Origin of the sequence: Streptomyces griseoviridis, assembly GCF_005222485.1 — a bacterium.
Lineage (GTDB): Bacteria > Actinomycetota > Actinomycetes > Streptomycetales > Streptomycetaceae > Streptomyces > Streptomyces hintoniae.
In genome coordinates this window covers 2,219,525-2,239,289 of record NZ_CP029078.1, presented here as the reverse complement: position 1 = coordinate 2,239,289, position 19,765 = coordinate 2,219,525, and the positions used below count along the sequence as shown (strand labels likewise).

20 protein-coding genes are annotated in these 19,765 nt (G+C 71.9%); 10 read left to right on the top strand and 10 right to left on the bottom strand.

The genetic code is table 11. The annotated features are described in order from the left end of the window. Positions 1 to 40: 40 nt before the first annotated feature. Together DDJ31_RS08990 and DDJ31_RS08985 are read right to left on the bottom strand one after the other, a co-directional pair. The gene (locus DDJ31_RS08990; protein WP_127180805.1) at positions 41 to 895 is read right to left on the bottom strand and encodes a hypothetical protein; all 855 of its coding nucleotides are present in this window, start codon (positions 893 to 895) and stop codon (positions 41 to 43) included. Further along, entirely contained in the window at positions 892 to 1,455 is a 564-nt protein-coding gene (locus DDJ31_RS08985) for a SigE family RNA polymerase sigma factor (RefSeq protein ID WP_127180806.1), read from the bottom strand. Before DDJ31_RS08985 ends, DDJ31_RS08990 begins: the two co-directional genes overlap by 4 nt. A 232-nt stretch (positions 1,456 to 1,687) precedes the next feature. On the opposite strand from DDJ31_RS08985, the gene DDJ31_RS08980 reads away from it, so the two are divergent. After that, the gene (locus DDJ31_RS08980) at positions 1,688 to 3,139 is read left to right on the top strand and encodes an NCS2 family permease (RefSeq protein ID WP_127180807.1); all 1,452 of its coding nucleotides are present in this window, start codon (positions 1,688 to 1,690) and stop codon (positions 3,137 to 3,139) included. A gap of 9 nt (positions 3,140 to 3,148) precedes the next feature. On the opposite strand, the gene DDJ31_RS08975 is transcribed toward DDJ31_RS08980, so the two are convergent. The 3 genes from DDJ31_RS08975 to DDJ31_RS08965 all read right to left on the bottom strand — a co-directional run bounded on the left by DDJ31_RS08975 (position 3,149) and on the right by DDJ31_RS08965 (position 5,977). Then, positions 3,149 to 4,609 (bottom strand): peptidoglycan D,D-transpeptidase FtsI family protein, encoded by a 1,461-nt coding sequence (locus DDJ31_RS08975; RefSeq protein ID WP_127180808.1) that lies wholly within the window; start codon positions 4,607 to 4,609, stop codon positions 3,149 to 3,151. 120 nt (positions 4,610 to 4,729) lie between these two features. Continuing rightward, a complete protein-coding gene (locus DDJ31_RS08970) occupies positions 4,730 to 5,200 on the bottom strand; it encodes a GNAT family N-acetyltransferase (protein ID WP_127180809.1) in 471 nt (156 codons plus the stop codon). Between the two features lie 3 nt (positions 5,201 to 5,203). Beyond that, positions 5,204 to 5,977, bottom strand: a complete 774-nt coding sequence (locus tag DDJ31_RS08965; protein WP_127180810.1) for an IclR family transcriptional regulator — start codon at positions 5,975 to 5,977, stop codon at positions 5,204 to 5,206. A gap of 142 nt (positions 5,978 to 6,119) precedes the next feature. On the opposite strand from DDJ31_RS08965, the gene DDJ31_RS08960 reads away from it, so the two are divergent. The 5 genes from DDJ31_RS08960 to DDJ31_RS08940 all read left to right on the top strand — a co-directional run bounded on the left by DDJ31_RS08960 (position 6,120) and on the right by DDJ31_RS08940 (position 10,954). Then, positions 6,120 to 7,649, top strand: a complete 1,530-nt coding sequence (locus tag DDJ31_RS08960) for an aldehyde dehydrogenase (NADP(+)) (protein WP_127180811.1) — start codon at positions 6,120 to 6,122, stop codon at positions 7,647 to 7,649. 113 nt (positions 7,650 to 7,762) lie between these two features. Next, entirely contained in the window at positions 7,763 to 8,374 is a 612-nt protein-coding gene (locus DDJ31_RS08955) for a DUF1349 domain-containing protein (protein WP_127180812.1), read from the top strand. Positions 8,375 to 8,418: 44 nt separating this feature from the next. Continuing rightward, a complete protein-coding gene (locus DDJ31_RS08950; protein ID WP_171480793.1) occupies positions 8,419 to 8,934 on the top strand; it encodes a GNAT family N-acetyltransferase in 516 nt (171 codons plus the stop codon). 75 nt (positions 8,935 to 9,009) lie between these two features. Then, positions 9,010 to 9,741, top strand: a complete 732-nt coding sequence (locus DDJ31_RS08945; RefSeq protein ID WP_127180813.1) for a DsbA family oxidoreductase — start codon at positions 9,010 to 9,012, stop codon at positions 9,739 to 9,741. A gap of 163 nt (positions 9,742 to 9,904) precedes the next feature. Then, complete coding sequence (locus DDJ31_RS08940; RefSeq protein ID WP_127180814.1) at positions 9,905 to 10,954, top strand: aminotransferase class V-fold PLP-dependent enzyme; 1,050 nt, start codon at positions 9,905 to 9,907, stop codon at positions 10,952 to 10,954. A gap of 85 nt (positions 10,955 to 11,039) precedes the next feature. Here DDJ31_RS08940 and thpD read toward each other — a convergent pair whose 3' ends face one another. From thpD to DDJ31_RS08915, 5 genes are all read right to left on the bottom strand, one after another. Further along, positions 11,040 to 11,927, bottom strand: a complete 888-nt coding sequence (thpD, locus tag DDJ31_RS08935) for an ectoine hydroxylase (RefSeq protein WP_127180815.1) — start codon at positions 11,925 to 11,927, stop codon at positions 11,040 to 11,042. Between the two features lie 7 nt (positions 11,928 to 11,934). Next, the gene (locus tag DDJ31_RS08930; protein ID WP_127180816.1) at positions 11,935 to 12,345 is read right to left on the bottom strand and encodes an ectoine synthase; all 411 of its coding nucleotides are present in this window, start codon (positions 12,343 to 12,345) and stop codon (positions 11,935 to 11,937) included. A 48-nt stretch (positions 12,346 to 12,393) separates the two neighbouring features. Then, positions 12,394 to 13,665 carry a diaminobutyrate--2-oxoglutarate transaminase gene (ectB, locus tag DDJ31_RS08925; protein WP_127180817.1) on the bottom strand — a complete coding sequence of 424 codons (1,272 nt, stop codon included), beginning with the start codon at positions 13,663 to 13,665 and terminating at the stop codon, positions 12,394 to 12,396. Positions 13,666 to 13,711: 46 nt separating this feature from the next. After that, positions 13,712 to 14,218 (bottom strand): diaminobutyrate acetyltransferase, encoded by a 507-nt coding sequence (gene ectA, locus DDJ31_RS08920; RefSeq protein ID WP_127180818.1) that lies wholly within the window; start codon positions 14,216 to 14,218, stop codon positions 13,712 to 13,714. Between the two features lie 474 nt (positions 14,219 to 14,692). Continuing rightward, positions 14,693 to 15,793, bottom strand: a complete 1,101-nt coding sequence (locus DDJ31_RS08915; RefSeq protein WP_127180819.1) for a pyridoxal-phosphate-dependent aminotransferase family protein — start codon at positions 15,791 to 15,793, stop codon at positions 14,693 to 14,695. A gap of 175 nt (positions 15,794 to 15,968) precedes the next feature. Here DDJ31_RS08915 and DDJ31_RS08910 point away from each other — a divergent pair, with 175 nt between their 5' ends. From DDJ31_RS08910 to DDJ31_RS08895, 4 genes are read left to right on the top strand one after another with little or no spacing between them, the layout of a single operon-like run. After that, a complete protein-coding gene (locus DDJ31_RS08910; protein WP_127180820.1) occupies positions 15,969 to 16,820 on the top strand; it encodes a transporter substrate-binding domain-containing protein in 852 nt (283 codons plus the stop codon). After that, a complete protein-coding gene (locus DDJ31_RS08905) occupies positions 16,817 to 17,644 on the top strand; it encodes an amino acid ABC transporter permease (RefSeq protein WP_127180821.1) in 828 nt (275 codons plus the stop codon). The genes DDJ31_RS08910 and DDJ31_RS08905 overlap by 4 nt, the downstream gene beginning before the upstream one ends. Next, complete coding sequence (locus DDJ31_RS08900; RefSeq protein WP_127180822.1) at positions 17,641 to 18,483, top strand: amino acid ABC transporter ATP-binding protein; 843 nt, start codon at positions 17,641 to 17,643, stop codon at positions 18,481 to 18,483. Before DDJ31_RS08905 ends, DDJ31_RS08900 begins: the two co-directional genes overlap by 4 nt. 18 nt (positions 18,484 to 18,501) lie before the next feature. Further along, positions 18,502 to 19,593: an amidohydrolase family protein gene (locus DDJ31_RS08895; RefSeq protein WP_127180823.1), complete on the top strand. Its 1,092-nt coding sequence runs from the start codon at positions 18,502 to 18,504 to the stop codon at positions 19,591 to 19,593. The last annotated feature ends 172 nt before the right edge of the window (positions 19,594 to 19,765 follow it).

The following is a 19,765-nucleotide window of genomic DNA, read 5'->3' as shown; positions in this document are numbered from 1 at the left end:
GGTCGCGTGTCGGGCGGTGCGGGCCGGGGCCGGCCGGTGCTCATCCCGTGTCGTGCGTGGCGAAGTCGCCCGCTACCGTGCGCCGGGTGCCGTCCGCGGTCGCGGTGATGGTGTACCCGTCGTCCCGGGCGTCCCGGCCGCCCCGCTCGTGGTTGTACTGGCCGGCGAAGACCCAGCTCCCGGCCGGGACCGTGCGGCCCGGTCCGAGGGTCCAGGTGTAGACGAGCCGGCCGTCCCGCTCCCGGGTGGTCAGCGTGAAGTCCTGCTCGGGCAGCGAGCGCCACGCGCCCGTCGAGGTCACCCCGCCGGTCTGCGCGACGCTCAACTCGACTGTGAGGGACGTGAGTTCCTCCGTGGTCTTGAGCGTGACGTCGCTCTGTGCCCAGAAGTCGTTGCTGTGCGGGTCGACCGAGCCGTCCGACCAGAGCGGTCCGTCCCGCTCCCCGTCGGCCCCCGGACCGGCCGGGGCGGACGCCGTCGCGGTCGCGGAGGGCGGTGCGGACGGCACCGCGGGTGGTCGCGGGTCGGCGGCGCCGCGGCTCGGCGGGGTGCTCGGCGCCGGGTCGGCGGTCGGCCGGGGTGCGCGGCTCGTCGGGTCGGGGGAGGGGGCCGGGTTCGGCGAGACGGCGACCGTCCGCTCCCGAGGGGCGTCGTCGCGCAGCGCGGACGCCACCGCGTACCCGCCGGCCGCGAGCATCCCCGCGACCGCGGCCGTGGCGCCCGCCACCCGGGCCCAGCCCCAGGCCGACGACCGGGCCGCCCGCTGCCGGTAGCCGGCCGGCTCCGCCATCCCGCGTTCGATCCGGGCCAGGACGCGGGCCCGGTCGGGTTCGTGCGCCTCGGCCGCCTCGCGCAGCCGGGCGCGCAGCTCGTCGTGCACGTCCTGCTGCGTCACCGGTCCTGTCCTCCGCTCTCGCCGCGCGCCATCACCGCGTGCACCTTCTGGGGGACGCCCCGGGGGCCGAGCCGCCGTTGCAGTTCGGCCATCCCCTTGGACGTCTGACTCTTCACCGTACCCACGGAGACCCCGAGGGCGAGCGCGGTGTCCTTCTCCGACAGGTCGAAGGCGTGCCGCAGCACGACACAGGCCCGCTTGCGGAACGGCAGCCCGCGCAGCGCCTCCTGGACGTCGACCACCCCCGCCACATCGGGGTTCTCGGTCTTCTCCTCGCGCTGCGACCAGAACAGCGAGACCCTGCGGCGCTCCCGGACCGCGCTGCGGATGCGGGTGCGGGCCAGGTTGGCGACGACGCCCCGGGCGTAGGCCACCGGGTGGTCGGCGGCGCGCACCCGGTCCCAGCGGTGCCACAGGGCGAGCAGCGCGTCCGCGGCCAGATCGTCGGCGGCGTCCGGCTCACCGGTCAACAGGTGGGCGAGACGGGCGAGTTCGGCGTAGTGGCGCTCGAAAAAGTCGTGGAACTCCGCCGAGGCCGCGTCGTCGACGACAGTGCCCACGGGGTACCTCTCCAGTGCGTGTCATGTATATGACATGTGATGGTCCGGGGTGGTCCCGGGCGAGATGCGGAAGCGTAGCAGCGGCCAACAGGGCTTCTCCGTACGGGGCTTCGTACACGGTCCGGCCCACCGACCCCGATTCCGTAACACGGCGAAAACCCGAGCGGAGTTCAACGGAGGAACAATCCAGCCAGCATCCGCACCCTGACCGACCGGTACCGAGGAGTGGGCCATGACCGAGACGCAGAGACCGGCCGACCGGGCGGGCACCACGCCGCCCGCGACGAGCGGCGTCGACCGGTACTTCAGGATCTCCGAGCGGGGGTCCACGCTCGGCCGGGAGATCCGCGGCGGCTTCGCCACCTTCTTCACGATGGCCTACATCCTCGTCCTGAACCCCATCATCCTCGGCAGCGCCCAGGACAAGTTCGGCCACCGCCTCGACAGCGTCCAACTCACCACCGCCACCGCCCTGGTGGCCGCCGTGATGACGATCGTCATGGGCGTCGGCGGCAACCTCCCGCTCGCCATCGCCGCCGGACTCGGCCTCAACGCCGTCGTCGCCTTCCAGATCGCCCCGCTGATGAGCTGGGACGACGCGATGGGCCTGATCGTCATCGAGGGCCTGGTGATCTGCGTCCTGGTCGTCACCGGACTGCGCGAGGCCGTCATGCACGCCATCCCGCAGGGCCTCAAACAGGCGATCGGCGTCGGCATCGGCCTGTTCATCGCGTTCATCGGGTTCGTCGACGCCGGGTTCGCCAGCCGCGTCCCGGACGCCGCGCACACCACCGTGCCCGTCCAGCTCGGCGCCACCGGCGCCCTGACCGGCTGGCCGGTCCTGGTCTTCTGCCTCGGCGTGCTGCTGACCGTCGGACTGCTCGCCCGCCGGGTCAGGGGCGCGATCCTGATCAGCATCGTGGCCATGACCCTCGTCGCCATGCTGATCGACTCCCTCGCGGACATCAGGAGCTGGGGCCTGACCACACCCGCCTGGCCCGACCAGGTCGTCGCCGCCCCCGACTTCGGGCTCCTCGGCCGCTTCAGCCTCTTCGGCGCCTTCGGGCAGACCTCGGTGATCACCGTCGTGCTCCTGGTGTTCACCCTCGTGCTCTCCGACTTCTTCGACACCATGGGCACCGTCGTCGGCATCAGCGCCGAGGCGGGCCTGCTCGACGACGAGGGCAAGGTGCCCCACCTCGGCCGGGTGCTGCTCATCGACGGCGCCGCCGCGGTGGCGGGCGGCGCCGCCTCGTCGTCGTCCGCCACCGCCTACATCGAGTCCGCGGCCGGGGTCGGCGAGGGCTCACGCACCGGGTTCTCCAACCTCGTCACCGGCGGTCTCTTCGGCCTCGCGCTGCTGCTGACCCCGCTGCTCACCATCGTCCCGCTCCAGGCCGCGGCCCCCGCCCTGGTCGCCGTCGGGTTCCTGATGATGACGCAGGTCAAGAACATCGACTGGGACCGGTACGAGATCGCCGTGCCCGCGTTCCTGACCATCGCCGCCATGCCGTTCACCTACTCCATCACCAACGGCATCGGCGCCGGTTTCGTCGCCCATGTGCTGATCAAGTCGGTGCTCGGCAGGGCCAGGGAGGTGCACTGGCTGATGTGGGCGGTCTCCGCGCTGTTCCTGGTGTACTTCGCGATCGACCCCGTGGAGCAGCTGCTCGGCGTGGGGTGAGACGACCGGTCAGCCGGTGAGGGCCGCCTCCATCATGGCCTTGGCCACGGGGGCGGCGAGGCCGTTGCCGCTGACCTCGGAGCGGGCCGCGTCCGACTGCTCGACCACCACCGCGACCGCGACCTCCTTGCCGTTGGTGTCCGACGTCGCGTACGAGGTGAACCAGGCGTACGGCGTCTTGCTGTTGTTCTCGCCGTGCTGGGCGGTACCCGTCTTGCCGCCGACCGTCGCCCCGCTGATCCGCGCGTTGCTCCCGGTGCCGTCCTCGACGACCGTCCGCATCGCCGACCTGAGCTGCGCGGCGGTGGTGGAGCTGACGATCTCCTCGGTGCCGGCCTCGTCGTCGTAGTTCTCCAGGACGTCGCCGCCGCTGTCGGTGATCCGGGACACCAGGTGCGGCGCGACCAGCTTGCCGCCGTTGGCGATGGCCGCCGACACCATGGCCATCTGCAGCGGGGTGGCCGTCACGTCGAACTGGCCGATGCCCGTCAGCGCCGTCGACGACCGGTCCATGCCGGACGGGTAGACGCTCGGGTACGCGCGGACCGGCACGTCCAGCGTGTCGTCGTTGAAGCCGAACCTCTCCGCCTGCGCCCGCACCTTGTCCTGGCCGAGGTCGACGGCCATCTTGGCGAAGACGTTGTTGCAGGAGTAGCGCAGGGCGGTGCGGATCGTGGCGTTCTCGCACGGCGCGGACGCGTTCTCGTTGGCCAGCACGGTGGTGGTGCCCGGCAGGGTGTACGGGTCGGGGCTGGTCGTCGGGGTGTCGACGTTCGGGTAGAGCCCGTCCTCCAGCGCCGCCGCCGCCACGACCAGCTTGAACGTCGAGCCGGGCGGCAGCGGCTGGCGCAGCGCGCGGTTGGTCAGCGGCTGGTCCGCGTCCGCGTTCAGCTTCTTCCAGGCCGCCCCCGCGGTGTTGGCGTCGGTCAGCGTCGACGGGTCGTACGACGGCGTCGAGACGACCCCGAGGATCCGCCCGGTCTTCGGGTCGATCGCGACGGCCGCGCCCTTCTTGTCGCCCAGCGCCTCGGCCGCCGCCTTCTGCACGGCCGGGTCGATCGTCGTGATCACGTCACCGGGTGCGGCGCGGGAGCCGGTGACCGTGTCCATCACCGTCCTCAGCCGGGCGTCCGTGCCGTTGAGCAGGTCGGCGTAGATGCCCTCCAGCTGCGTCGGCGCGTACGCCTGCGAGGCGTAGCCGGTCACCGCCGCGTACAGCGAGCCGTCCTTGTAGGTGCGCTTGTACGCGAGGTCGCTGCTGCCCGACGTGCGCGCGGAGCCGGTTACCGACTGCCCGCCCACGACGATGTTGCCGAGCGGGTCCGCGTACGTCCTGATCGCGTTGCGCCGGTTGAGGCTGTCGTCTGCGAGGGCCTTGCCGTCGTAGAACTGCACCCAGGTCGCCCGCACCAGCAGAGCGAACACGAGGAGCAGCGCGAAGACGGATGCTCGCCTGATCGTCTTGTTCATCCCGCTGGGAAGACGTCCGGGACGGGGGCGATCGTTCCCGTCCGTCCCGTTTTCTCATCGACGGTTCATGAAGCGGCCTTCTTATCGACGGTTCATGAAGCGGCCCGGCCCGCGGCCGGCTCAGCCCTTCAGGGCCAGCACCACTTCCTCGATCTCCGCGCCGCGCGCCGGCGCGAACCCGCGCGCGCGGGCCGTCTCCACGAAGCCGCACTTCTCCAGCACCCGGCGCGAGCCCGCGTTGTCCGCCGCCACGCGCGCGTGCAGCGGACGTTCGGGTACCAGCGCGAGCAGCTCCCGCAGGGCGGCCGTCGCCACCCCGCGGCCCCAGTAGGCGCGGTCGACCCAGTAGGTGACCTCGCGCTCGCCCGGCTCCCCGTACACCGCCGCGCTGCCCACCACGTCACCGTCAGCGAGCACCGTCCGCACCACGTCCGAGGAGGCGCGCACGCGCCGCCAGCGGGCGTCGAACGCCTCCCGGTCGGCCGGGTCGGCCGGGGTGAAGGCCGCCGTCCGCAGCGCCTCCGGGTCGTTGAGCTGCCGGTAGAAGACCGGCAGGTCGCTGTCGTGGACCTCGCGCAGCGCGACCAGCATCGCTCAGAGCCTCCGGGTCGCCAGCGTCAGCCGGTCCCGCGCGTCGAACAGCGCGTCCTTCACCAACTGCTCGTGCGCCGGGGTGAGCCGCGCCACCGGCACCGAGCAGCTGATCGCGTCCCTGGCCGGGGTGCGGTACGGGATCGCCACCCCGAAGCAGCGCAGCCCCAGTGTGTTCTCCTCGCGGTCCACGGCGAAGCCCTGCTCGCGGATCTGGTGCAGCTCCTCGATGAGCTTCTCGCGGTCGGTGATGGTGTGCTCGGTCAGCGCGGGCAGCGTCTCCGGGAGCATCTTGCGGACCTGCTCGTCCGGGTACGTGCTCAGCAGCGCCTTGCCCAGCGAGGTCGAGTGCGCGGGCAGCCGCCGTCCGACCCGGGTGAAGGGGCGCAGGTAGTGCTGGGACTGGCGGGTGGCCAGGTAGACGACGTTGGTGCCGTCGAGACGGGCCAGGTGGATGGTCTCGGTGGTGTCGTCCGACAGCCGGTCGAGCGTCGGCCTGGCCGCCGCGACCACCTCGTCGCCGTCGATGTACGAGGTGCCCACCAGCAGCGCCCGCACCCCGATGCCGTACCGGGTGCCCGTCGCGTCCGTCTCCACCCAGCCCAGCTCGACCAGGGTGCGCAGCAGCATGTACAGGCTGGACTTCGGATACCCGACGGCCTCCTGGACCGACGCGAGCGAGTGCATCCCGGGGCGGCCGGCGAAGTACTCCAGCAACTCAACGGTCCGCACCGCGGACTTGACCTGTGCCCCGCCGCCTGTCTCGGCTGCCGTCATCGCCCTTGACCCCTTCGTTCGACGAGAACCTTGAGATATCGTCTCCAACAGCATATTCATCACCAGAGACAGCGTTCAGCATATCGAACGGCCCTGGTGGATGAACCACGACCGCGGCAATACATGTGTGGAGGGACCCCCGGTGGCAGCAGCACCAGTCTGGAGTGTCGACCCCCGAACCGGGAAGCAGCGGGAACAGGTCGCGGTGGAGGCCACCGCCCAGGAGGTGGACGCCGCCGTCCGCGCCGCGCACGCGGCCCGAGCCGCGCTGGCCGACCGCACCGTCCGCGCCGCCTTCCTGCGCACCGCAGCCGAGCAGCTCGAAGCGGCCGAGGACGGGCTCGTGGAGACCGCCGACGCCGAGTCCGCGCTCGGCCCGACCCGGCTCACCGGCGAACTCGCCCGCACCTGCTACCAGTTGCGGGCCTTCGCGGACATCGTCGACGAGGGCGCCTTCCTCGACGTCATCATCAACCACCCCGACGCCACCGCGACCCCGCCGATCCCGGACCTGCGCCGCCACAAGGTGCCGCTCGGGGTCGTCGCCGTCTACTCGGCGTCCAACTTCCCCTTCGCGTTCTCGGTCGCAGGCGGCGACACCGCGAGCGCCCTCGCGGCCGGCTGCCCGGTCGTCGTCAAGGCCCACCCCGACCACCCGGCCCTCTCCGAGCTGGTCGCCAAGGTGCTGCGCAGGGCCGCCGCGGCGCACGGCGTCCCCGAGGGCGTCGTCGGCCTGGTGCACGGCTTCGAGGCCGGCGTCGAACTGGTCGGGCACCCGCTGGTCACCGCGGCCGGGTTCACCGGCTCGGTGCGCGGCGGACGCGCCCTCTTCGACGCGGCGGCGGCCCGCCCGACGCCCATCCCCTTCCACGGCGAACTCGGCTCCCTCAACCCCGTCGTGATCACCGAGGCCGCCGCCGCCGAGCGCGCCGAGGCGATCGGCGCCGGGCTCGCGGGCTCGATGACGCTCGGCGTCGGCCAGTTCTGCGTCAAGCCCGGCCTGGTGCTCGCGCCGTCGGGCGCGGCCGGCGACCGGCTGCTCAAGTCGCTCACGGACGCCGTCAGTGACACCGACGCCGGGGTCCTGCTCGACCACCGGATGCGCGACAACTTCCTCGCCGGGGTCGCCGAGCGCGCCGCGCTGCCCGAGGTCGACTCCCCGGTCACGCCGGGCGCGGGCGGCGAGCACACGGTGAGCGCCGGATTCCTGACCGTGCCCGCCGCCAGGCTCACCGGCGAGGGCGCCCACGACCTGCTCCTGGAGGAGTGCTTCGGCCCGGTCACCGTCATCGCGCGCTACGACGACGACGCCGAGGCCGGTGCCGTGCTGTCGCGGCTGCCTGGCAACCTCACCGCGACCGTCCACCTGTCGGCCGAGGAGGCGGCGGGCGAGGGCCGCGGCCCCGAACTGCTCGCCGAACTCACCCCGCTCGCCGGGCGCGTCCTGGTCGACGGCTGGCCCACCGGCGTCGCGGTCGCCGCCGCCCAGCACCACGGCGGCCCCTACCCGGCGACGACGTCCACCTCCACCTCGGTCGGCGGCACCGCCATCGAACGGTGGCTGCGGCCGGTCGCCTACCAGGGCGTGCCGGAGGCGCTGCTGCCCGCCGAACTGCGCGACGACAACCCGCTCGGGCTGCCCCGCCGGGTCGACGGACGCCTGGAGCGCTGAACCGCACCACCGCCGTACCGCCGTGCGGGCGCGGGGAGTTGACGCGAAGGCGCGCACTCCCCGCGCCCGGCCCCGGCGACCGACCTGACCGGCCCGACTGACATCATCACGGGATGGACGTGGAACTCTCCGCACTGCCCTTCGCCCTCCGCACCTACGGCCCCGACGGGAACTGGTCCTTCGAGGACGGGGTCCTCACCGGCTGGGCCGGTCCCCGCCAGGACCGGTTCGTGCCGCCCACCGAGGAGGGCCTCGACCCGGCGTCCGACGCGCCCCGGCTGCTCGGGGCGCCCCCCGAGGGCGACTTCCAGCTGAGCGCGCGGGTCACCGTGGGCTTCGCGGGCGCCTTCGACGCCGGGGTCCTCTACGTCCATGTGGGCGAGCGGGCCTGGGCCAAACTCTGCCTGGAGTACTCGCCGGACGTGCCGACCGTCTGCACGGTGGTCACCCGGGGCCACTCCGACGACGCCAACTCCTTCGCTGTGGACGGCAGTTCGGTCTGGCTGCGGGTGAGCCGCACCGGCCGGGCGTTCGCCTTCCACGCCTCCCGCGACGGCGTGCGCTGGACCTTCGTCCGCCTCTTCACCCTGGGCACCGAGAAGGAGACCGACGCGGCCCTCGTCGGCTTCATGGCCCAGGCCCCGATGGGCGAGGGGTGCGTCGTGACGTACGACCACATCGAGTACCGCCCGAGCTGGCCGAAGGACCTGCGCGACGGCAGCTGAGTGACCCCGGGAACCGGGGCGGCCCCGGACACGTCCTGGAACGCATGATCGACGAGCCCCGGCCCGCCCTCCCCCTGCTGATCAGAACCGTCCTGCCCGCCGAGGCGGCGGCTGTCGCCGCGCTGCACCGGCGGGCCCGCGCCAGCTACTACCCGGACGGCCTCCCGGACGACGGCGTCGACTGGACCGAGCGCTGGCGGGAGGCCGTCGCCCGCCCGGACGGCGTGGTGCTGTGCGCGGTCCGCGCCGGACGGCTGGTCGCCCTCGCCTCCTTCCGCACCCCGCCGGACGCCGCACCGGACACCGTGGGCCTCTTCCAGTTCCACGTCGACCCCGACCACTGGCGCGACGGCGTCGGCACGGCCCTGCACACGGCGTGCGTCGAGCAGTGGCAGGCGGAGTCCAGAACCACGGCGGTCCTCGACGTCCACGTCGACAACACCCGCGCCCAGCGCTTCTACGCGGCCCGCGGCTGGCAACCGGACCCGGAGCGGCCGGCGGGGGAGGGGGACCACCATCTGTCCCTGCGGTTCGCGGTGCCGGGCGGCGGTGGGGAATGAACCCGGCGGGTCGAACGTTCGCACGACGTGCGGAGGGTGTCTCCGTTCCCCTCTGAGCTGGAGAGAGCCGAGAAGATGCGGGTCGAGATCTGGTCGGACATCGCGTGTCCCTGGTGCTACGTGGGCAAGGCCCGGTTCGAGAAGGCGCTCGCCGCGTTCCCGCACCGGGACGGTGTCGAGGTCGTCCACCGGTCCTTCGAGCTGGACCCCGGGCGGGCCAAGGACGACGTGCAGCCGGTGCTGACGATGCTCACCAAGAAGTACGGCATGAGCGAGGCGCAGGCGCGGGCCGGTGAGGAGAACCTCGGGGCGCAGGCCGCCGCCGAGGGGCTGCCGTACCGCACCGAGGGCCGCGACCACGGCAACACCTTCGACATGCACCGCCTGCTGCACCTCGCCAAGGAGCACGGCCGCCAGGACGAGCTGATCCAGCTGCTGTACCGGGCGAACTTCGCCGAGGAGCGCTCCGTCTTCACCGGGGGCGACGAGCGGCTGGTCGAGCTGGCCGTCGCCGCCGGGCTCGACGCCGACGCCGCCCGCGCCGTCCTCGCCGACCCGGCGGCCTACGCCGACGAGGTCCGCGCCGACGAGCGCGCGGCAGCCGAGCTGGGCGCGGGTGGCGTGCCGTTCTTCGTCCTGGACCGCACCTACGGCGTCTCCGGAGCCCAGCCCGCCGAGGTCTTCACCCAGGCCCTCACCCAGGCCTGGGGCGAACGCGCACCGCTGAAGCTCCTCGACGGCGCCGGCGACGGCGGCAACGGCGACGCCGCCTGCGGGCCCGACGGATGCGCGGTGCCGCAGGGCTGAGTGACGGGGGTGGCGCCGGCGCGACCCGACCATGATCCGAACGCCGCAGTCCCGGCCGACCGCACGAATCCGCAGGTGAGAGGCGATGTATAAGCATCTGTGAGGGGAAGCGGTCAGAACCGCGCAATGGACTGCGGCGTGCGCCGGGGCCCACAGTGGGGGCATGGAGACCTTCGAGACCCTCGTCCGCGCCGAGTTCGCCCAGACGAACACCTATCTGAACACCGCGAGCACCGGCCTCCTGCCCGCCCGTACCGTCACCGCCATGCGGACCGCGATCGAGTCGGCGGCGGTCGGCCGGCCCACCGACATGTTCGCGGACGTTGAGGCGGCCCGCGCCGCCTTCGCCCGGCTGGCCGGGGTGCCGGTGCGCCGGGTGGCGGCCGGTGCCTCGGTCGCGGTCTTCACCGGCCTGATCGCCGCGTCGCTGCCGTCCGGCGCCGAAGTCCTCACCGCCGAGGCCGACTTCAGCTCCGTCGTGAACCCCTTCCACGTCCGCGCCGACCTCAAGGTGCGGACCGTGCCCCTCGAAGCGGTCGCGGAGTCGGTGCGGCCGGGCACCGCGCTGGTCGCCGTCAGCGCGGCGCAGTCCGCCGACGGCAGGGTGGCCGACCTGCCCGCGATCAGGGCGGCGGCCCAGGCCCACGGCGCGCGCACCTACGTCGACGCCTCCCAGGCGATGGGCTGGCTCGACCTCGACGCCGACGGCCACGACTACTGCGCGACCGTCGGCTTCAAGTGGCTCGTCTGCCCCAGGGGCGTGGCCTTCCTGATCGTCCCCGAGGACCTCGGCGGGCTCACCCCGCTGTTCGCCGGCTGGGTCGCGGGGGAGCACCCCTGGGACTCCTGCTACGGCCCCGTGCGGGAACTCGCCCACTCCGCACGGCGGTTCGACGAGAGTCCCGCGCTGTTCTCCTACACCGGCGCCCGCCACTCCCTCGAACTCCTCGCGGAGATCGGCCTCGACGCCGTCCGCGCCCACGACCTGGCCCTCGCCGACCGGTTCCGCGACGGCCTGGCCGCCCTCGGGCACCGGCCGGTGCCCGCGCCGGGCTCCACCATCGTCTCGGTACCCGGACTCGGCCACCGGCAGCCGGAGTTGAGCGCCGCCGACATCGAGGTGTCCGACCGCGCGGGCCATCTGCGGGCGGCCTTCCACCTCTACAACACGGCGGCCGACGTCGACCGGCTGCTCGCGGCCCTGGCCTCCTGAGACCCGGCCCGCGCCCGGGAACGCGGACGCCGCCCGCCTTCCGTCGCCGGAAGGCGGGCGGCGTCGATCGCCTGGCGGGGCCGGGTCAGCGCACCGGGGTGAAGTCCCGGGCGCCGATGAACTCAGGCCGCCTGACCGGCGCGGAGAAGGGCTCGACGGCCTCGTTCTCCACGCTGTTGAAGACGATGAAGACGTTGCTGCGCGGGAACGGCGTGATGTTGTCGCCCGAGCCGTGCATGCAGTTGCAGTCGAACCAGGTCGCCGAACCGGCCTTCCCGGTGAACAGCTTGATGCCGTAGTCGCTCGCCATCGCGGTCAGCGCCTCGTTCGACGGAGTGCCCGCGTCCTGCATCTGGAGCGACTTCTTGTAGTTGTCCTCGGGCGTCGACCCCGCGCAGCCGAGGAAGGTGCGGTGCGACCCCGGCATGATCATGAGGCCGCCGTTGGTGTCGTGGTTCTCGGTCAGCGCGATCGAGACGGACACCGCCCGCATGTTCGGCATGCCGTCCTCGGCGTGCCAGGTCTCGAAGTCCGAGTGCCAGTAGAAGCCGCTGGCGCCGAAGCCCGGCTTGACGTTGATCCGCGACTGGTGGACGTAGACGTCCGAGCCGAGGATCTGCCGGGCCCGGCCCACCACCCGCTCGTCCCGCACCAGTCGGGCGAACACCTCGCTGATCCGGTGCACCTCGAAGACCGAGCGGATCTCCTTGGACTTGGGTTCCACGATCGAGCGCTCGTCGGCGCGGATCGCCGGATCGGCGATCAGCCGTTCCAACTCCTGCCGGTAGACGGCGACTTCGTCATCGCCGATCAGCTGGTCGATGGCGAGGAAGCCGTCCCGTTCGAAGCCGGCCAGCTCCGTGCCGGTGATCGGGCCCGGCGCGTCCGGGGCGCCCCACAGGACCGGGTCCTGACGCGGGACGGAGACCTCGGTGGTGCCCCGGCTGGGGTAAAGATCGGTGAGGGTGGTCATGGTCGCCTCACACCTCCTCGGGCTCGGGCTCGGTGAGCAGCGGGTAGACGCCGTTCTCGTCGTGGTCCTCCCTGCCGGTCACGGGCGGGTTGAAGACGCAGATGCAGCGGAAGTCCTTCTTGATCCGCATCGTGTGCCGCTCGTGCCCGTCGAGGAGGTAGGTGGTGCCGGGAGTGATCGTGTACTTCTTCCCGGTCTCGTCGTCTGTCAGTTCGGCCTCGCCCTCGACGCACACGACGGCCTCGATGTGGTTCGCGTACCACATCGACGTCTCCGTGCCCGCGTAGAGGATGGTCTCGTGCACGGAGAAGCCGACGCGCTCCTTGGCGAGGACGACGCGCTTGCTCTCCCAGGTGCCGGACGCGGCCTTCACATGCCGGTCGGTGCCTTCGATCTCCTTGAACGAACGGACGATCACGGTGTGGCGATGCCTCCTAGGTGAATGGTTTCCCGGCCCCGCGCGGGGTCAGGCGGTCTCGCGGACGGCCCGCGCGAGGACGGCGAGGCCCTCGTCGAGCTCGTCGGCTGTGACGGTGAGCGCCGGGAGGAGTTTGACGACCTCGCTCTCCGGGCCCGACGTCTCGATGAGCAGGCCGAGTTCGAAGGCCCGGCGGGCGATCCGGCCGGCCCGCTCCTTGTCGTCGAACTCCATGCCCCACACCAGCCCGCGGCCCCGGTACTCCTTGACGGCGCCCGGGTTCTCCTCGGCGATGGCGGCCAGCTCGCGCTCGACCTGCTCACCGCGGGCGCGGGTCTGCTTCTCCATCGCGGGCCCGTCCGACCAGTAGGTCTCGAGCGCCGCGGTGGCCGTCACGAACGCCGGGTTGTTGCCGCGGAAGGTGCCGTTGTGCTCGCCGGGCTCCCAGATGTCCAGCTCCGGCTTGAACAGGCACAGCGACATCGGCAGGCCGTAGCCGCTGATCGACTTGGACACCGTCACGATGTCCGGGACGATGCCCGCCTCCTCGAAGGAGAAGAACGCGCCGGTGCGGCCGCAGCCCATCTGGATGTCGTCGACGATCAGCAGCATGTCCTGCCGCTCGCACAGCTCGGCCAGCGCGCGCAGCCACTCGGGGCGCGCGACGTTGATGCCGCCCTCGCCCTGCACGGTCTCCACGATCACGGCCGCGGGCTTGTTGAGTCCTGAGCCCTGGTCCTCCAGGAGCCGCTCGAACCAGAGGAAGTCGGGGATCTTGCCCTCGAAGTAGTTGTCGAAGGGCATCGGCGTGCCGTGCACCAGCGGGATGCCCGCGCCGGCCCGCTTGAAGGCGTTGCCGGTGACCGCGAGGGAGCCGAGCGACATGCCGTGGAAGGCGTTGGTGAAGGACACGATCGCCTCGCGCCCCTTCACCTTGCGGGCCAGCTTCAGCGCCGACTCGACGGCGTTGGTGCCGGTCGGGCCCGGGAACATGACCTTGTAGGGCAGGTCGCGGGGGCGCAGCACCAGGTTCTGGAAGGACTCCAGGAAGGCGCGCTTCGCGGTCGTCGACATGTCGAGCCCGTGCGTGACGCCGTCCCGCTCCAGGTAGTCGATCAGCGCCCGTTTCAGTACCGGGTTGTTGTGCCCGTAGTTGAGTGAGCCGGCGCCGGCGAAGAAGTCGAGGTACTCGTGGCCGTCCTCGTCGTACATCCGGCTGCCGTGGGCTCGGTCGAAGACGGTCGGCCAGCCGCGGCAGTAACTGCGTACCTCCGACTCCAGGGTCTCGAAGACGCTGAGGTCGGGCTGGGTGATGGTCACGGCGAATCGCTCCTCGGTGCGGTGGGGGGTCGGGGTCCTGCGGAGGTCAGCGGGCGAGCGGTCCGATGCGGTGCAGCACCTCGGGCTCGTGCGGTCCGTCCGGGAACAGGTCGGTGCCGAACAGCACCTCCCGCTCCAGCCGCGCGCCGTGCCGCTCGGCGAACGACGCGAACAGCCGCTCCGAGGCGGTGTTGCCCGGAGTGATGGTGGTCTCGACGGTGGTGACGCCCAGCTCCGCCGCGGTCCGGGCGGCGAGCCCGTCGAGCATCGTGCCCGCGAGACCACGCCCGCGGTGCGTCTCGTCCACCGCGACCTGCCAGACCAGCAGGGTGTGCGGCCGGTCGGGCCGCACGTATCCGGTCACGAAGCCGACCGGCCGCCCGTCCTCGTCGCGGGCCACCACGGTGGTCGCCGCGAAGTCCCGGCACCACAGCAGGTAGCTGTACGACGAGTTCAGGTCGAGTGTCTTGGAGTCCCTGGCGATCCGCCACAGCGCGGCACCGTCCGCCAATGACGGACGGTCGATTTGCAGTTCGGCTTGTGCGGCAGTCATGCAAATTGAACTTACCCGGGGGAAATGAAAAATGCATGGCGAGGGTGGGATGCGGTCGGAGTGCACCTGTGTTATCACGCGGGCGTGAGTGATCACCGGGAAGGGGTGCGAAAACGCTCGTTTTGTACGGTATTTACCGTACAAAACGAGCGTGATGTGGAACGCGTCACAACGAGGCAACCCTGACGAGATCTGCCGGAATTACTCTGTTGCGCGTTCGCGAAATCTTCGTGTTTAGGCCGCAGGAGAGCGGGCAGAAGAATAGGGGAATCCGCCCTCGAAAGAATTCCGGATAGCGTCCGTGAATTCACCTCCGGGTCACTCCGCCGATAAGTTCGCGGAGAGTGGCGGAGAACGGCGGAGAGTGGCGGAGAACGGCGGAGAGTGCGGGTCCTGGGCGGTCGGCCGCGGCCCGGTCGCGATCCCCAGCCCCAGCCCCAGTCCCCGCCACGCCCTCCGTCTCTCCCCCCGGGTCTACCCCCAGGCCGCTTCCGCCGCCCGGTGGGCCTCCCGAATGTCGGTCGGGTGGCCGTGGTCCGCGAGGGCCGTTCCCAGGGACGTCAGGGCCGCTCGGACCGTGTCCAGGGTCGCGTCCTTGCCGTAGTGGTTGACGCGGATCATCTCCTTGGCCAGCGCTCCGCCCCCGGCGGCCAGCGGCAGCGCCGGGTCCGCCGCCAGGGCGCGGGCCACCAGGTCCGACGCGGCGACGCCGGGCGGCGTCCGCAGCGTGGTGGCGACCGGCGCCGCGTCCCGCGCCTCGCGCACGTACGGCTCAAGGCCGCCGCCCAGCGCCACCGCGCCCGCCCTGGTCGCGGCGGCGGCCGCACGGTGCAGCGCCATCACCGTCTCGAGGCCCGCCGCCTCGATCCGCTCCACGCATGCTTCGAGCGCGAGCATCTCCAACTGCGCCGGCGCGTGCAGCAGCGCCGTGCGCCCGCCGTCGATCCAGCGCTCCTTCCAGTCGAGCAGCGAGAGGTAGGAGCGGCGCGGCGCCGCCGGGTTCGCGGCCATCCGCGCCCACGCCCGCTCGCTCACCGACACCGCCGACACGCCCGCGGGCCCGCCCATCGCCTTCTGCGCCCCGATCACGCACAGGTCGACGCCCCACGCGTCGGGGAGCACCGGCTCGGCCCCGATGGACGCCACCGCGTCCAGGTAGAACAGCGCGCCGTGCTCCCGCACGGCCTTGCCGATCGCGGCGACCGGGTTGGTGTTGCCGGTCGCGGCCTCCGCGTGCACCAGCGACACGAAGTCGATCTCCGGGCACGCGGCGAAGGCGTCCCGCACCTGCGCGGCGGTGACCGCCGTGTGGAACGGCACCGCGAGGTCGATCACCGTGGCGCCGCAGTCCCGCAGCCAGTCGCCGAAGGTCTGCCCGTAGGGGCCGGTGATCACGTTCAGCGCGGTCGTGCCGGGTCCCGCGGTGGCCCTGATGGCCCCTTCGAGGGGCAGCAGCGCCTCGCCCTGCGTGATCACGACGTCCTGCTCGGTGCCCAGCAGGCGTGCCACGCGGTCCTCGATCGACGCGAAGCGCGCCGCGGTCAAGGGGGCCAGGTCAAGCAACGGATGCGTCACGGCGGTGCTCTCTTCTTGTGCACGGGGTAGAGGTGACGAGCGTAACCGGCGGCTGCTCCCCACCCTCATTGGCGACTTCCTAGGTCAAACCGCCCTTTCACCCTGGGTTCTATTTGAGAGACCCCAAGATCTCCTTATAATCCGAACCCTGTTGTCCCCCCCACCGGAGGTCCCCGTGAACACCGTCCTCGGACGCAGGGCCCGTGTCCTGGCCGCCACCACCGCGACGGCAGGTCTGCTCCTGGTCGCCGGCTGCTCGTCGGACGACGGCGGTGGCTCGAAGACCGCCGCCGGCGGGGTCAGGCTGGCCAAGGCCGGACAGCTCACCACCTGCACCCACCTGCCCTACCCGCCGTTCCAGTCGGAGGTCGACGGCAAGGTGCAGGGCTTTGACGTCTCCCTCGTCGACCTCGTCGCCAAGAACCTCGGCGTGAAGCAGGAGATCCGCGACACGCCCTTCGAGAACTTCAAGACCGGCGCCTTCCTCAACTCCGGTGACTGCGACCTGGCCGCGGCCGGCATGACCATCACCGCCGAACGCAAGAAGAACGTCGACTTCTCCGTGCCGTACTTCGACGCCACCCAGGCCGTCCTGGTCGACAGCAAGAGCGGCATCACCTCGTTCGCCGGACTCAAGGGCGAGAAGGTGGGCGCCCAGGCGCAGACCACCGGCGAGGACTACGCCCGAAAGAAGGGCCTCGACCCGGTCTCCTTCGAGTCGTCCGACGCCGTCCTCAACGGCCTGCGCACCGGCCAGGTCAAGGCCGTCGTCATCGACTACCCGGTCGTCCAGGGCTGGTTGAAGAACAAGGCCAACGCCGCCGCCTTCAAGGTCGTCGACAACCTCGACACCGGCGAGCAGTACGGCTTCACCGTGCGCAAGGGCAACACCAAGCTGCTCGCCGCCGTCGACAAGGCCATCACCGACGCCAAGGCCGACGGCACGTACAAGAAGCTGTACGAGCAGTGGATCGGCCCGTACGACGACGGCGCCTCCACCGCCTCCGCCTCGCCCTCCGTCTCATGACGGTCACCCGATCGGCGCCCCGGCGCACGGGGCTGACCAGGCGTCAGAAGCGTGGTCTGTCGCGCGGCGCCCAGTACGTCGTCTTCGTCGCCGCCGTGATCGCCCTCGCGGCCGCGGCCGACTGGGGGCGGCTGAGTAATCAGTTCGCGCAGGGCGACATCGCCCGCCAGATGTTCCCCGACGTCATCACGCTGGCGCTGAAGAACACCGTCCTGTACACGCTGTCCGGCTTCGTCGTCGGACTGGTCCTCGGCATGCTGATCGCGCTGATGCGGCTGTCGTCGGTGGGCCCCTACCGGTGGTTCGCCGGGGTGTACATCGAGATCTTCCGCGGCCTGCCCGCCCTGCTGATCTTCATCTTCATCGGCGTGGCCGTGCCGCTCGCCTTCCCCGGCACCGAGATCCCGGGCGGCACCTACGGCAAGGTCGCCCTCGCGCTCGGTCTCGTGGCCGCCGCGTACATGGCCGAGACGATCCGCGCGGGCATCCAGGCGGTGCCCAAGGGGCAACTGGAGGCGGCCCGTTCACTGGGGTTCTCGCCCGCCCGCGCGATGATCTCCATCGTCGTGCCGCAGGCCTTCCGGATCATCCTGCCGCCGCTCACCAACGAACTCGTCCTGCTGTTCAAGGACTCCTCGCTGGTGCTGTTCCTCGGCGTCACCCTGGAGGAGCGCGAACTCTCCAAGTACGGAAGGGACTTGGCCAGCCAGACTGCCAACTCCACCCCGATCCTGGTGGCAGGACTCTGCTACCTGCTGGTCACCATCCCGCTCGGCTTCGTCGTGCGCCGCATGGAGGCCAAGGCCCAGGAGGCCGTGAAATGAGCCGTCCCGAGACTTCTGACACCGCCCCCGGGGCCGCCGCGGGGACGGCACCCGAGATCCGGGTCGAGGGCCTGCACAAGTCCTTCGGCGCCAACGAGGTGCTGCGCGGCATCGATCTGGAGATCGGGCGCGGCGAGGTCGTCTGCGTCATCGGCCCCTCGGGCTCGGGCAAGTCGACCCTGCTGCGCTGCGTCAACCTGCTGGAGGAGCCGGACCGGGGACGGGTCTTCGTCGGCTCCACCGAACTCACCGACCCGGACGTCGACATCGACGCCGCGCGCCGCCGGATCGGCATGGTCTTCCAGCAGTTCAACCTGTTCCCGCACCTCACCGTCACCGCGAACCTCACCCTGCCGCAACGCCGGGTGCTGGGCCGCAGCCGGGCGGAGGCCGCGAAGGTGGCCGCCGACAACCTCGCCAGGGTCGGTCTCGCCGAGAAGGCCGACGCCTACCCGGCGGCCCTCTCGGGAGGCCAGCAGCAGCGGGTTGCCATCGCCCGCGCCCTCGCCATGGGCCCCGAGGTGATGCTCTTCGACGAGCCGACCTCCGCGCTCGACCCCGAACTGGTCGGCGACGTCCTCGCGGTGATGCGGATGCTGGCGCGCGACGGCATGACGATGATCGTCGTCACCCACGAGATGAGCTTCGCCCGCGAGGTCGCCGACCGGGTCGTCTTCATGGACGGCGGGGTGGTCGTCGAGGACGGCGCCCCCGCCGACGTCATCGGCGCGCCTCGCCACGAACGCACCCGCAACTTCCTCTCACGGCTGCTCGATCCGGCGCTCGCCGGGCTGCCGGGGGAGACTCCCGAGGAGGCGGGCGACGCGGCCGGGGGATAGCTCATTAAGGTGCCGTGCATGAGCGATCACCCGGTGCTGCACGTGAAGGGCGCGATCCTCGTCGGACGCGACGAGGTCTGCGACGAACTGTGGGTCGTCGGCGGCCGGATCACCTACGACCGGCCCGCCGGCGCCCGCGACATCAGGACCGTCGACGGCTGGGCGCTGCCCGGTCTGGTCGACGCGCACTGCCATGTCGGGCTCGGCCCGCACGGACCCGTCGACCGGGACACCGCGCACCGGCAGGCGCTGACCGACCGCGAGGCGGGCACCCTGCTGATCCGGGACGCGGGCTCGCCCTCCGACACCCGCTGGATCGACGACCGCGACGACCTCCCGAAGATCATCAGGGCCGGCCGGCACATCGCCCGCACCCGCCGCTACCTGCGCGGTTACGCCCACGAGATCGAGCCGGACGACCTGGTCGGCTACGTCGCCCAGGAGGCCGCGCGCGGCGACGGCTGGGTCAAGCTGGTCGGCGACTGGATCGACCGCGACCTCGGCGACCTCTCCGCGTGCTGGCCGCGCGGGCCCGTCGAGGCCGCGATCACCGAGGCCCACCGGCTCGGCGCCCGGGTCACCGCGCACTGCTTCGCCGAGGACGCGCTGCGCGACCTGGTCGAGGCGGGCATCGACTGCGTCGAGCACGCCACAGGGCTCACCGACGACCTGATCCCGCTGTTCGTCGAACGGCGCGTCGCGATCGTCCCGACCCTCGTCAACATCGCCACCTTCCCGGACCTGGCGGCGGGCGGCGACGCCAAGTTCCCGCGCTGGTCGGCCCATATGCGACGGCTGCACGCGCGCCGCTACGACACCGTGCGCTCCGCGTACGACGCGGGCATCCCGGTCTACGTCGGCACCGACGCGGGCGGCACCCTGCCGCACGGCCTGGTCGCGGCGGAGGTCGCCGAACTGGTCACGGCGGGCATCCCGGCGCCCGAGGCCCTCGCCGCGACGACCTGGGCGGCCCGCGACTGGCTGGGCCGCCCGGGGCTGACGGAGGGCGCCCCGGCGGACCTGGTGGTCTACCCGACGGACCCCCGCGCGGACGTCCGCGTCCTGGCGGCGCCGACCCGGGTGGTGGTGAACGGCCGGGTGGTGGGGTGACCCCGGCCCCGGCCCCGGCCCTGCCCCTGCTGTCGCCGTCGCCCCCGTTCTCGCCGTCGCCGACGGCGCTGTCGTCGTTGTCGTCGGCGGCGCTTTCATCGGTGTCGGCAGGCGGTCCGTTCGTTGACGGTGCGTGACCTGACGGCGGTGTGGCGCGTTGTGCACCCTGTCT

Excerpts from the sequence above, each read along its gene's own strand:
- DDJ31_RS08975 (WP_127180808.1), bottom strand. The coding sequence starts at position 4,609 with ATGAACAAGACGATCAGGCGAGCATCCGTCTTCGCGCTGCTCCTCGTG.
- DDJ31_RS08950 (WP_171480793.1), top strand. The coding sequence starts at position 8,419 with ATGATCGACGAGCCCCGGCCCGCCCTCCCCCTGCTGATCAGAACCGTC.
- DDJ31_RS08945 (WP_127180813.1), top strand. The coding sequence starts at position 9,010 with ATGCGGGTCGAGATCTGGTCGGACATCGCGTGTCCCTGGTGCTACGTG.
- DDJ31_RS08905 (WP_127180821.1), top strand. The coding sequence starts at position 16,817 with ATGACGGTCACCCGATCGGCGCCCCGGCGCACGGGGCTGACCAGGCGT.
- DDJ31_RS08955 (WP_127180812.1), top strand. The coding sequence starts at position 7,763 with ATGGACGTGGAACTCTCCGCACTGCCCTTCGCCCTCCGCACCTACGGC.
- DDJ31_RS08895 (WP_127180823.1), top strand. The coding sequence starts at position 18,502 with ATGAGCGATCACCCGGTGCTGCACGTGAAGGGCGCGATCCTCGTCGGA.
- DDJ31_RS08900 (WP_127180822.1), top strand. The coding sequence starts at position 17,641 with ATGAGCCGTCCCGAGACTTCTGACACCGCCCCCGGGGCCGCCGCGGGG.
- DDJ31_RS08965 (WP_127180810.1), bottom strand. The coding sequence starts at position 5,977 with ATGACGGCAGCCGAGACAGGCGGCGGGGCACAGGTCAAGTCCGCGGTG.
- DDJ31_RS08980 (WP_127180807.1), top strand. The coding sequence starts at position 1,688 with ATGACCGAGACGCAGAGACCGGCCGACCGGGCGGGCACCACGCCGCCC.
- thpD (WP_127180815.1), bottom strand. The coding sequence starts at position 11,927 with ATGACCACCCTCACCGATCTTTACCCCAGCCGGGGCACCACCGAGGTC.
- DDJ31_RS08940 (WP_127180814.1), top strand. The coding sequence starts at position 9,905 with ATGGAGACCTTCGAGACCCTCGTCCGCGCCGAGTTCGCCCAGACGAAC.
- ectA (WP_127180818.1), bottom strand. The coding sequence starts at position 14,218 with ATGACTGCCGCACAAGCCGAACTGCAAATCGACCGTCCGTCATTGGCG.
- DDJ31_RS08970 (WP_127180809.1), bottom strand. The coding sequence starts at position 5,200 with ATGCTGGTCGCGCTGCGCGAGGTCCACGACAGCGACCTGCCGGTCTTC.